The organism is Acinetobacter sp. Res13-Abat-PEC15-P4-01 (genome assembly GCF_015676285.1).
Lineage (GTDB): Bacteria > Pseudomonadota > Gammaproteobacteria > Pseudomonadales > Moraxellaceae > Acinetobacter > Acinetobacter nematophilus.
Map to the genome: position 1 here is coordinate 541,189 of NZ_JADAIN010000020.1, position 12,454 is coordinate 553,642.

Genomic DNA, 12,454 nt, shown 5'->3' on the forward strand with positions numbered 1-12,454 from the left:
ACTCCGTGTTGGAGTTTACATAAAGACTAATGAGCTTTGGTGAAAATAATGATTAACAAGAATGTATTACTTGGATTAGGGTTAGTGGTTGGTTTATCAGGTTGCACCACGGTTGCTGAGTTAACGGGTAATGACTCTGCAACATTAAACCTCAATGCAGCAGCGGATTATAAGTTGCTGGTTGAAGATGCAAAGGCACAAAAAGCACTGGATACAACATCATCAACTTATAAACGTGTGAATGCTGTTTTTCTAAAAATGAAGCCTTTTGCAGATCAGGCAAATAAAACAGGACAGCAATTTGACTGGCAGTTAAGCGTGTTGAGATCTGATGAACTCAATGCATTTGTCATGCCAGGCGGAAAAGTGGTGTTCTTCACAGGCATCGTTAATCAGCTTAAATTAACAGATGCAGAAATTGCTGCCATTATGGGTCATGAGATGACGCATGCTTTAGAAGAGCACTCTAAACGTGATGCAGGAGCTACGGCAATCACTGATTTTGCAGTGAAGATGGGTAAAACCTATGCAGGCGATAAATTAGGGTCGATGGGTTCGCAAGCGCTGGATATTGGTAGTAAATACGGTGTGGGTCTACCTTATTCACGTAGTTTGGAATCTTCTGCAGACCGTGGTGGTTTGATGCTAATGGCAAAAGCAGGATATAACCCAGAAGCCGCAATCAGTGTTTGGCAAAAAATGAACAAAATTGATGGTGGCAGTAACAATGGTGTTCAAAAATTTACTTCTACTCATCCATCGAATAATGACCGTATCTCAGATTTAAATAAGAGCATGGTGGAAGCGAAGCAGGTGTATAAAGCTGCAATCAAAAAATAATTGAAAAGTGGAAAAGATCTAAGCCTGAAGTTATTCAGGCTTTTTCTTTAAAATAAAAGACTAAAGTCGAAAATGATTTAGGTTAGGTTTTTATACCTGGCTTGATAGAATGTAGGTTTAGAGACAGATTGAGTTTGTAGAATGCAAAAGAATATATCCTCAACGATATTTTATTCGCTGATTTTCGCGATGGGCGGTGCACCGACAATCGCCATGCTCATCATTCAAGCTCAAACCAACGATCCAAATATTGTCTCTCAAGCCCTGTTGGGATTGAGCGTAATGATTGCCTGTATCCTGGTACCTGTAATTTTGCTTCAGAATGGATTTTTATTTATCAAACGCAATGACACGCGGTTGGAAGCTAGAATTATTCCTTTAAAAAATATATATTTGGCATTGAATGTAATCTGTCTCATATATTGGTTAATGGTACAGTTTTTGTAGGCTTTTTACTTACACAATTAATATGAATTAATGGAATTTATTGATTTATCCTCATGTAACATTTGCATATAATTCACAACGTTTTTATTTGTTCTCTATGGAGTTGATTATAATGAACAATAAATTAATACTTAGTCTATGTGCTGCGACTGCGATTTCAATTTCTGGATGTACAACTATTGCTGATATGGCAGGTGCAGATTCTGCAACATTGAATTCAAATGCGACGCTCGGTTTTAATAAAACTGTGCAAGAAGCACGTGCAAATAAAACTTTAGACACAACCTCTGCAACCTATAAAAAGGTAAATGCAGCATTTATCCGCCTAAAGCCTTATGCAGATCAGATGAACCAAACAGGACAACGATTTGATTGGCAGCTGGCTGTACTTAAGTCAGATCAGATCAATGCGTATGTTGCACCAGGTGGTAAAGTTGTTTTCTATACAGGTATTGTCAACAGACTTAATTTATCTGAAGCTGAAGTGGCTGCTGTGATGGGGCATGAGATGACGCATGCTTTAGAAGAGCATTCGAAACAGAAATTAGGCGCGCAAGCACTGACCAATCTTGCAGTAAACATTGGTAAATCTTATGCGGGTAGCCAAATTGGTGAACTGGGTAACGCTGCAATTGATTTGGGAAGCCAGGTAGGTGTGGGTTTGCCTTATTCCCGTAACTTGGAAAGCCGTGCGGATGAAGGTGGTTTAATGATGATGGCAAAAGCAGGTTATAATCCGCAAGCAGCGATCACGTTATGGGAAAAAATGGCAAAACAGGGCGGTGCCCAAGGCTCTGCATTGCTATCAACACACCCATCAGATGCGAACCGTATCAATGCGATGAAAAAGAATTTACCGGCTGCGATGGCAGTATATAACGCACGTGGCGGAAAATAAGACTGAGTGGTCTTTATCTCTGATTAAAAAGGATGCTGAGGCATCCTTTTTATTGGCTTCTCAATCAGCCGTATGATTGGATTGACTATGGGTATTAAAATCTTAATCAAACTAAGGTGCTGGATTGGGTTGCTGTTTATGGATATTTTCAATTTCCGTTAATATTTCTTCAGGCAATTGAATATCAAAAGCATGAATATTTTCTTTGAGTTGAGAAAGCTGTGTTGCACCGATAATGGTGCTATGAACAAAGAATTGCTGTTTAACAAATGCCAAAGCCAATTGAGTTAGACTTAAACCATGTTTCTCTGCAAGTAAGGCATATTGTTCTGTTGCCCAATCACTTTGAGGGTTGGTATAACGGCTGAAACGCGAAAATAAACTAATACGCCCATCAGCAGGTCGTGCACCATGACGATATTTCCCAGTCAGGTAGCCAAATGCAAGCGGTGAATAAGCCAGTAATCCAACATTTTCAAACTGTGCAATTTCAGACATACCGACTTCATAAGTGCGATTTAACAAACTATATGGATTTTGTACACTGACAATTTTTTCTAATCCCAATTGCTCTGCGAGATGTAAAAATTTTAAGGTTCCCCAAGGCGTCTCATTAGATAAGCCAATATGGCGAATACGTCCTTTTTTAACCTCATTTGAAAGTGCTTCTAATGTTTCGGCAAGTGGGGTAATGTCTTGAGTCAATGCCGCTTGCTGGTTGCCGTAGCCTAATGTACCAAAGAAGTTCGCTGGGCGTTGTGGCCAATGTAGCTGATATAGGTCAATATAATCGGTGCGCAAGCGTTTTAATGAGCCATCAATTGCTGAACTGATTTCTGAAGCAATAAATTTAGTGTGTCCATCACGAATTTGACTGCCACCTTGTTGTGGTCCGGCGATTTTTGTAGCAATGATCAGTTTGTCGCGTTGACCATTCTGGGCAATCCAATTACCAACAATGGTTTCTGTTGAACCTTGAGTTTCTGGTTTAGGAGGAACGGGATACATTTCTGCTGTGTCCCAAAAATGAATATTTTGATCAAGTGCATAGGAAAACTGTTCAAATGCTTCATTTTGAGTATTTTGTTCACCAAAAGTCATGGTTCCTAAACAAATTTCAGGTACGACCAAATCAGAATGACCTAGGCGATTTGATTTCATGTCAGATCCTTTATAAGTGTGTTTAATCTCTGATGAGAATAATAACGAAATAAAATTTGATAAACTGTTGAAATTATTTTTTCTAATGATTAAAACAAGATGAGTTTATCTAAAAATCTTATAAACCAGTAGGAGCTGTTGAAAATTCGGCTGTGTTTGCGGCTACAGGTGTTTTTTAGCTAATGCTAAGTGTGAAATAGCAAATTAGTCATTCTAAATGATGAGAAACATTATTTCTCAAGATTAAGACGAAGCGGCAAAATGACGAAAGTTCTTCACTGCACTTTAGGCTGCAAATTAAGCCATGTGGGTTCTTGCTTGGGGGATGCTCTCGTCATAGCTTAGAAAATTTGAAAATAGTCTCACTATTATCTTCATTTGCTTGCGCTATATTTTTCATGACTGCTGAATTTTAACACAAACATCAGTCATGTATGAAAGGGCTACAGATGCTGCTATTTAGATAATCATTTCAACAGGGTATAGGCAAGATGGACAAAACTGTTGAGTTCAGACTTAAAAAGCAAACTCGAAAGTTTGCTTTTAAACAATATAGAGATGGTGCTATTTTGAGAGTTTTGATCATTATCAAAGCCAAAAAACTGGTTATGTTAACTTCTCAAATCAACTTTTAAATTTTATTCATCGTCATTGTTATATTCATCTTCAGAGAATTTTGACTCTTCTAAAGATGCATCAAAAATTAATATGGCTTTACCATCAGTCTCGATCATGCCTTGCTCTTCAAGTGTTTTTAATACGCGCCCCACCATTTCACGTGAACAGCCTACGATGCGACCAATTTCTTGGCGGGTAATACGGATCTGACGACCATTTGGTAAAATCATCGCTTCAGGTTGTGCAGAAAGATCGATCAAGCAACGTGCAATACGCCCAGATACATCAATAAATGCAAGGTCCGTCACTTTGCGTGTTGTATTCTTTAAACGGCGAACCAATTGCGCAAATACTGCGTAACTTAGGTCAGGATACTGTTTGCTGATTTCATGGAAGTTATCATATGAAATCTCAGCGATTTCACATATATCACGTGTTCTGACCTCGGCTGTACGTTGTGGGTTCTGCTCAAATAAACCCATTTCTCCGAAAAAATCCCCAGGATTCAAATAAGCAACAACAATTTCACGTTCATCATCTTCGCGTAAAATAATTGAAACTGAACCTTTTAAAATTAAATACAGTGATTTTGACTCTGAACCTGCATCAATGATTGTTGAGCGTTTAGGAAAACGATTGATGTGGGCTCTCTTGAGCAAAGCTTTGACTGACTCAGGTAATTGACCAGGCGACAAAGCATCTGTACTAAGTTGTGCAAAATTAGAAGACATGCTTAAAAATTCCGAATTGGATAATAACTAGATCTTTTGATCTAAATTGAACTCGTCACGTAGAAGCAGTAGAGATGAAATTCCTTATCAACTCATTTTATGCTAGTGTACAGGTACCCTGTAAATTTATAGCTTTTTTTAGGTAGTTGCAATGCAAACTAGCGTTCATTGGTTAGAGAATGTTGCTTTTCAAGCAAATTCAGAAAGTGGTCACCAAATTATTATGGATGGTTCTGCCGAATATGGTGGTGAAAACCGTGGACCACGTCCTATGGAATTGATATTAATGGGACTTGGTGGGTGTGCTTCATTTGATATTGTGACCATTTTAAAGAAATCGAGACAAAATGTAACGGATGTTGTTTGTCAGCTCAAGGCTGAACGTGCAGATACCATTCCGGCGGTATTTACTAAAATACATCTGCATTTTGTAGTGACAGGGCATGATGTAAAAGACAAGCAAGTAGCCAAAGCTGTTGAATTATCAGCTGAAAAATATTGTTCAGCGAGTAAAATGCTATCTGATGGGGGTGTTGAAATTACCCACGATTATGAAATTATTGCTGCTGAATAGCAAAATAAATCTAAAAAAAGCCAATAGTTTTATTGGCTTTTTTTTATTTTTTAGCATTTATAAAACGTGACTAGTGGAGTCAAAATTAAATAAAATAAATTATTACAAAATGTGTATTTCCTCCCAAAAAGCTATTTTCAGGGATCAAATAAACTTAATTTCCTGATCTTTTTGAGCAAATTAGTGTGTAAGAAAAAGTTGTGGATCGACACGTGCATTATTGAGACTCATTCCCCAATGTAAATGTGGTCCGGTTACGCGCCCTGTTTTACCCACCAGACCGAGCAAATCACCTTGTTTTAATATTTGTCCTTTCTCAACATTTATTTTACTTAGGTGACAGAACATACTAATTAGACCTTGTCCATGATCAATCATGACAGTATTGCCATTAAAGAAATAATTGCCAGTGGCAACCACTTTTCCAGCAGCAGGTGCTATGACTTTTTGTCCAATTGGTGCAGGAATATCTAATCCAGAATGTGGTGCACGTTCTTCACCATTAAAGAAACGTTTGCGACCGAATGAATTACTGAACTTACCTGCTGTAGGTCGGATAAAATTTGGGAAATCTTTCCATTGTGCCGGGCTAAATGAGCTGTAGATGTCATTTTGCTCCTTGGCTTCTTGGCTGTAACGATCAAGCTGTTGTTGATTCGGATTAACGTAATCCTGATTCTTTACATTGAGTCGCTGCTCGGCATACTTATATGGCTGAACGTCAATGTTGATGGGACCACTGGCGCTTTGCAACTGCAAGGTGCCAAGAGGAGCGGAGAGTGGGATGCCAAATACAATATGCTTTACGGAACCGGTTCCATCAACGACTAAGACGGGCTTATCCTGATAACGGACATCTGAAACTGTTTTAGCAACAGGAATCACCGCAATACCACCTGCACGACGTGAGTCTTGTGGCAGTGCAAAGCTTTGAGTTGTGATAACTAAGCTGCTTAAAATAAGAATTTTTTTGATTGAAAACATAGATGTGGTACAAGATTTAACTTTTAGACAGTATCTGGGTTTGCGGTGTTAAGCTCAAGTCCATGATTGTTAAATTAACTGCAATACTGTTTTATTGATTAAACGCTCAGCATTTGTACTGGAGGACCATTAAAACAGCCCAGCTTTTAAATTGAACGAGTTCAATCGAAGAGGATTTATAGATCGGCTTGGAGAGGGGGATTGGTTTGAAAAATTTTAACAATCACATGCTAAATATTTAGCATGTGATTCGCTAGAAGAGCTGCTTGGATATTCATCAATTTGCAAATGCAGACCGAAGCGGTTTAGCCCGTCTTAATTGATGCAGGACAGATACTAAGACATCTATTTCTTCAGTGGTGTTATAAAACGCCAGCGATGGGCGTACTGTGCGTTCAACTCCGAAACGGCGTAAAATCGGTTGTGCGCAATGATGCCCCGTTCGAACAGCAACGCCATACTGATTCAGAACTTTCCCGATCTCTTCTGTTTCATAGCCTGCAAGGGTAAAGGACATCACACTTGCTTTATTTAGTGCTGTGCCAATTAAACGCAGGCCTGAAACGCTTTGTAATGCATGCTGACCATATTCGAGCAAATCATGTTCATAACGTGCAATATTATGGATGCCGATTCGTTCAATATATTCTAAGGCGGCGCCTAAGCCGACAGCATCAGCAATGTTTCCTGTACCCGCTTCAAATTTATTCGGAGCAGGTTGATAAACCACTTGTTCAAAGGTGACATCCTGAATCATATTGCCGCCACCTTCCCAAACGGGCATGCTGTCGAGTAATTCTGATTTGGCATATACAGCACCGATCCCCGTAGGACCAAACACTTTGTGTCCAGAGAACACAAAGAAGTCGGCATCCAGACTGGTAACATTGGTTGGAACATGGGAAACAGATTGAGCGCCATCAATCAAGACTCGCACGCCAGCAGCATGTGCTAAAGCGATGATTTCTTGCGTTGGCGTGACCGTACCAAGAGCATTGGATACTTGGGTAATTGCAACAAGCTTGGTCTTTGGATTGAGGAGCTTAATAAATTCATCAATCCGAATCTGCCCCGTATCATCGACAGGAATGACCCGTAACTTGGCACCTGTCTCTTGAGTCAACTGGTACCAGGGGACAATGTTGGCATGGTGTTCCAAATGAGAAACAATGATTTCATCTCCCGCTTGAATATTTTGTTTTCCCCAAGATTTTGCAATTAAATTAATGCCTTCGGTTGTACCACGCACGAAAACAATATTTTTAGCGGAAGCAGCACCAATAAAGCGGGCAACCACATCACGTGCATGTTCATAGGCGTCACTGGCACGTGCTGCAAGTTCGTGGGCAGCTCGATGAATATTTGAATTTTCATGCTGATAAAAATAAGCAATTCGGTCAATGACTGCCTGTGGTTTATGGGTGGTGGCAGCATTGTCGAGCCAGATTAATGGTTGACCATTGACACGTTCTTGCAAGATTGGAAAGTCTTTTCGAATCTGCAGAATATCCAATGGTTGATCATTCCGAGTCTGAGTCGGAATTTGCCAATCTGGATGAGAGCGAGACGTCTCAATGGTGGATGATTGAAGAAAGTAATAGCCCGATTCTGTTGTGGCAGGTTTATCGTTGCGATCCTGTATTAAGCTTTTTAGATGATGGTCATCTGTCACATGATAATCATCAAAGGCATAGGGATTTTTAATTCCTTCTGTTTGGTTGATGTTATGTTGAATCTTTTCAGCATCGACGCTTTCAGCTTGAGTGAAATCTAAAAAATAAAAAGGCGATTGTACTGGTGTTGTCGATGGTGTTAATGCTTGTGGTCTATAAGGTCGTGTAAACGCCGAATTCAAGGCTAAATCCAAATCTGGTGTGGTTGTAAATGGGTCTGGCGTATGCGCACCTCCAATGATTGGTGCTGAAGATAGAATCCGACGTTCAGGATGATCTGAAGTAGGTTCTACATAATGTTGCGTTGATCTCGGATTTAAATGTGCTTGTTGCACAATAGCGGGAATACGACCTGATAAGGCTGCTATTGGATCCTTGGGTTGTGGGGGATGGCTCTGTCCAAACGCCTGATCAGGCAGCTCAAAATTTAGAGCCTGTTTTTTCTGCTCTGGCAGTGCGGCAAACAATTCATTTGCCAACTGTGCAATCACAGATTCATTGATTGGCGCTTCTTGTGCGGCAGTGTTGCTGATGACAGATGAATTATTTATAGGTTGTTGGATAGTCATGGTATTTGTCTACCTCCACATCTTCAAGTACAGCAAGAGCATCATCTGTAAGTACGGCAAGTGAGCAATATAAGGAAATCAAATACGAAGCGATGGCATTACGATTAATGCCCATAAAGCGTACAGAGAGTCCTGGTGCTTGTTCACCTGCAAGCCCCGGTTGGAATAGCCCTACAACGCCTTGACGTTTCTCACCGACACGTAACAGGATGATTTTGGTTTTACCATCTTCAACTGGAATTTTATTGGAAGGGATGAGTGGAATACCCCGCCATGTAATAAATTGTGAGCCAAACAAACTGACTGTTGGTGGTGGTACGCCACGACGGGTACATTCACGACCAAATGCTGCAATCGCATCAGGATGCGCCAAGAAAAACCCAGGTTCTTTCCAAACCTTGCGCAATAGATCATCAAAATCATCGGGTGTTGGTGCGCCTGTCAAGGTTGAAAGACGTTGTTCATCTGCAACACTCGCCAACAGCCCGTATTCAGGGTTGTTGATCAACTCACTTTCTTGTCGTTCTTTAATGGTTTCTATCGTGAGGCGTAATTGTTCTTTGATTTGATCGTGGGGACTACTGTATAAGTCAGAAACGCGAGTATGGATATCCAGTACGGTTGAGACACCGTTTAAGAAATATTCACGGGGATTAAGCTCATAGTCCACAAAGGTTTGTGGAAGTGTTGCTTCATCACGTTGGGTGCAGGCAACCTGAATATCATCTGTATTGCTGACTTTGTTGACTCGGTAAATACCGGCTTCCACCGGTGTCCACTGTAATAAATGCGTCAGCCAGCGCGGTGTAATTGTTGAAAGTTGAGGAACTGTTTTGGTTGCATTTGCCAGTTGGCGAGCAGCCTGATCATTCAGTGCTTGGCGTGTCACTTCTTGGTTCTTAGCCATGTTTTAATCCTTGGTGATATGAATTGATGATTGATTACTGCTTGAATAAGATCTCTATTGTTATCCTCTCCAGTAAAATCAGAGGTTTGTTAAAATATTTTATCTCTCGAGTTTTTTAATATGGATAAAGCACAAGTTCAAAAGTTATTCCTGACGCCATGGCAATCCATGAAAACGCCAACCATTAAATGCCCCGCGATGATTATGTTCATCTAAGTCGCCTTCAAAGCCTTGCTCAATGTTGTAAATATTTTCAAAACCAGCATTGAAGGCGACATTGGCTGCTGCAGCTGAACGTTTACCACTGCGGCACAGTAAGAGAATGATTTTATCTTTGCCAACTTTGCTTTCGAGTTCTTTGGCAAAACGCGGGTTACGGTTTAATGCAGTACCCGTCGCCCAGGGAATATGAATGGTACCTTCAACAAAACCGACAAATTTTCGTTCTTCATTGGTGCGAACATCGACAATTTCGACATGACCCGCTTGAAACAATGCCCAAGCTTCGTGAGGTAAAATCGTGCCAGTAAACTCTAAATAATGGTCTTCGACACGTTGTTGCGCTTGTTCAAAAATCGTTTGAATTTGTGTTTGAGTTAATTCGGAAAAATGTTGTTGGTTTAAACTGGTCATTTCAATTGCCTTTCTTCTGGCTTAAATGTGTGTTTAAGCTTGATGTATCAGATGTATTGATAACCACTATAATGATTTTCTATATTCTATAAATTAATAAAAAATGGATTGCTTATTCTTATTATTGAATAATAATTGAATTATTTTTTACTGATATGTTTATATGAATTATGTTTATCTAGCGCATTGCGAATAAAATAATATTCACTGTGAATTATAAAATTTCATGTAAATTGATGGATCATGGAACGTCTTTTAGTTAGATAGGTAAACATATGACTCAGTGGAATATCCAAAATATTGTGGATGAGCTACAAGAAGCTCGAAATGAATGGCGTACTCAACGTAAAAGTCTGAAAGACTTTGGGGGACGGGAATTACCTTCTAAAGACGAAATCAAGAAAATTATGAATGACCTATGCGGTATTTTATTTCCAATGCGTCTAGGTCCACATGATTTGCGGCAACAAAGTGAAAATCTTTATATTGCCCATACCCTTGAAAAAACTCTGCATTCCTTACTTGAACAAGTCAAACTGAATTTAACCTATGATTATAAATATAAAAAACATAATGAAAATACAGATGTAATTGAAGTACTTGCACAAAGTATTGTCAGTGAGTTCGCACAAAAACTACCTGATATACGTCGAATTTTAGATACGGATGTGATTGCTGCTTATGATGGTGATCCAGCAGCCCGTAGTGTGGATGAAGTGTTATTGTGCTATCCGGGAATCTTGGCAATCATTTATCACCGTGTCGCCCACGAATTTTATAAGAAAGATTTGTCTTTGTTGGCCCGTCTGATTGCTGAAATTGCCCATTCAAAAACTGGAATTGACATTCATCCTGGTGCACAAATCGAACAAGGTTTTTTTATTGACCATGGTACGGGTGTGGTAATAGGAGAAACTTGTGTTATAGGAAAAAATGTACGTATTTATCAGGCGGTCACTTTGGGTGCAAAACGTTTTGAAGTTGATGATTCTGGACGTTTGCAGAAAGAATATGCCCGACATCCAATTGTTGAAGACAATGTAGTGATTTATGCAGGAGCGACGATTCTTGGACGCATTACAATCGGTCAAGGCGCTGTGATTGGTGGGAATGTATGGATAACCCAAAGTGTTGCAGCCAATAGTGCCGTTTCACAAAGTTCGGCAACCAAAACAGAAGTATAGATGATCTGATAGAATTCATCATGATTTTGTTTGAGATTCTATTCACTAGGATAAAGGAATAATGTAAAACGTTTGGGCATCGATTACGATGAGATCATTTCTAACGCGATAGATCTGAGCTATGTCCAGCGGAAATTTAAACTGTATTTTTTTGCCATGTTGCTGAATTTCAAATACATCATAGCCAATCGGTGTAAACCAGAATACATAGTGATTTCCTGAGCCTTGAACATCATCAATACTTTGATATTTTAGATATTTGTCATTTGAAATCATTGGTTTAGATGGTGTTTTGCATTCGGGTAGCTGAATCGAATGTTCTAATTTTGGAAGAAATTTGGAAAAATCTTGACTAAAAATATAGTTTTTTGAGGTTTTTATGAGTTGGGTTTCTTCATCAATCACTTGATAACACTCGGCTTGCTGCTGTTGTAGGTATTGTTTTAACTTTGCAATCATCGCTAAATTAAAAGGCTGTGCAGGTTGAACTCGATAATTATTGGGTGAAAAGTCAGGTTGTGGCTGTTCAGGCGTTGTTCTAAAAATATCGATGATATTTCGAATAAAAGATTGTTCTTGCTGTTTTTTTTCTTGTTTGACTTTCTCGGCTTCTTTTTCTGAGACATATTGAGGGTCGAAATAAACCATGATGTCATGTTCTGACACTTTTTTATGATAAGTTTTTTCCTGTACCATTTGCTCTAATAGTGCATAAGCAAATTGATCATAAGAAAAGGTATTCATTTGAGTAAAAGTTTGGGTCTGTGCATTGAAAAGATAAGCTTGAGTGAACGGCTGATAATCGACTTGAAAAATTTTTATAGTCACTAGAAATTGATCTTGACCTAAATATTCAATTTGTTGGATCAACTGCCGAGGTGAGGATGCGACAAAATATTCTGGAAGCTGTTTATGGGTATGTAAATCATAACTACAAATTTTTAAATCCCGTTTGGGTTGATTGACTCTTTCAAATATCGAACAATCATAAACAATAAAATTTTCATTCAAAACTTTTAAGATCATGTCAGTAGGCGATTTAAACCATTTAAATTCTAGATCTGTTGTTTCAGGTGTTAATTCTTGAATATGTTTATGTGGAAATTTATCGCTGTTCGGCGATTGATAGCCACAAGCATTTAAGATGCCCATAGCGAAAAGTGCCGACAATAATTTACTGAAATTCAACATTGTTGTTATTCTAAAAAAGTTCAATACTGCTTACTCTAAACCAT

Annotated in this window: 12 protein-coding genes; 5 read left to right on the forward strand and 7 right to left on the reverse strand. The window is 39.1% G+C overall.

The window, feature by feature from the left end:
* Window positions 1-48: 48 nt before the first annotated feature.
* From IMO47_RS09495 to IMO47_RS09505, 3 genes are all read left to right on the forward strand, one after another.
* Window positions 49-840: a M48 family metallopeptidase gene (locus IMO47_RS09495; RefSeq protein ID WP_196076826.1), complete on the forward strand. Its 792-nt coding sequence runs from the start codon at window positions 49-51 to the stop codon at window positions 838-840.
* Window positions 841-981: 141 nt separating this feature from the next.
* Entirely contained in the window at window positions 982-1,287 is a 306-nt protein-coding gene (locus IMO47_RS09500; RefSeq protein WP_196076825.1) for a hypothetical protein, read from the forward strand.
* Between the two features lie 112 nt (window positions 1,288-1,399).
* Window positions 1,400-2,185, forward strand: a complete 786-nt coding sequence (locus tag IMO47_RS09505) for a M48 family metallopeptidase (protein WP_196076824.1) — start codon at window positions 1,400-1,402, stop codon at window positions 2,183-2,185.
* A 111-nt stretch (window positions 2,186-2,296) separates the two neighbouring features.
* Here IMO47_RS09505 and IMO47_RS09510 read toward each other — a convergent pair whose 3' ends face one another.
* Window positions 2,297-3,346 carry an NADP(H)-dependent aldo-keto reductase gene (locus IMO47_RS09510; RefSeq protein WP_196076823.1) on the reverse strand — a complete coding sequence of 350 codons (1,050 nt, stop codon included), beginning with the start codon at window positions 3,344-3,346 and terminating at the stop codon, window positions 2,297-2,299.
* Window positions 3,347-3,984: 638 nt separating this feature from the next.
* The gene (gene crp / locus IMO47_RS09515) at window positions 3,985-4,695 is read right to left on the reverse strand and encodes a cAMP-activated global transcriptional regulator CRP (RefSeq protein ID WP_196076822.1); all 711 of its coding nucleotides are present in this window, start codon (window positions 4,693-4,695) and stop codon (window positions 3,985-3,987) included.
* Between the two features lie 151 nt (window positions 4,696-4,846).
* Between crp and IMO47_RS09520 the strand changes: the two genes are divergently transcribed.
* The gene (locus IMO47_RS09520) at window positions 4,847-5,269 is read left to right on the forward strand and encodes an OsmC family protein (protein ID WP_004831156.1); all 423 of its coding nucleotides are present in this window, start codon (window positions 4,847-4,849) and stop codon (window positions 5,267-5,269) included.
* Between the two features lie 180 nt (window positions 5,270-5,449).
* Here IMO47_RS09520 and IMO47_RS09525 read toward each other — a convergent pair whose 3' ends face one another.
* From IMO47_RS09525 to IMO47_RS09540, 4 genes are all read right to left on the reverse strand, one after another.
* The gene (locus IMO47_RS09525; RefSeq protein WP_196076821.1) at window positions 5,450-6,253 is read right to left on the reverse strand and encodes a peptidoglycan DD-metalloendopeptidase family protein; all 804 of its coding nucleotides are present in this window, start codon (window positions 6,251-6,253) and stop codon (window positions 5,450-5,452) included.
* A gap of 277 nt (window positions 6,254-6,530) precedes the next feature.
* Complete coding sequence (locus IMO47_RS09530) at window positions 6,531-8,495, reverse strand: family 2A encapsulin nanocompartment cargo protein cysteine desulfurase (protein WP_196076820.1); 1,965 nt, start codon at window positions 8,493-8,495, stop codon at window positions 6,531-6,533.
* Window positions 8,470-9,402: a family 2A encapsulin nanocompartment shell protein gene (locus tag IMO47_RS09535; RefSeq protein ID WP_196076819.1), complete on the reverse strand. Its 933-nt coding sequence runs from the start codon at window positions 9,400-9,402 to the stop codon at window positions 8,470-8,472. The genes IMO47_RS09530 and IMO47_RS09535 overlap by 26 nt, the downstream gene beginning before the upstream one ends.
* 144 nt (window positions 9,403-9,546) lie before the next feature.
* Window positions 9,547-10,035 (reverse strand): rhodanese-like domain-containing protein, encoded by a 489-nt coding sequence (locus IMO47_RS09540; RefSeq protein WP_196076818.1) that lies wholly within the window; start codon window positions 10,033-10,035, stop codon window positions 9,547-9,549.
* A 275-nt stretch (window positions 10,036-10,310) separates the two neighbouring features.
* Here IMO47_RS09540 and epsC point away from each other — a divergent pair, with 275 nt between their 5' ends.
* Window positions 10,311-11,219 (forward strand): serine O-acetyltransferase EpsC, encoded by a 909-nt coding sequence (gene epsC / locus IMO47_RS09545; RefSeq protein ID WP_196077548.1) that lies wholly within the window; start codon window positions 10,311-10,313, stop codon window positions 11,217-11,219.
* 45 nt (window positions 11,220-11,264) lie between these two features.
* On the opposite strand, the gene IMO47_RS09550 is transcribed toward epsC, so the two are convergent.
* A complete protein-coding gene (locus tag IMO47_RS09550; RefSeq protein ID WP_196077549.1) occupies window positions 11,265-12,410 on the reverse strand; it encodes a hypothetical protein in 1,146 nt (381 codons plus the stop codon).
* Window positions 12,411-12,454 lie beyond the last annotated feature (44 nt).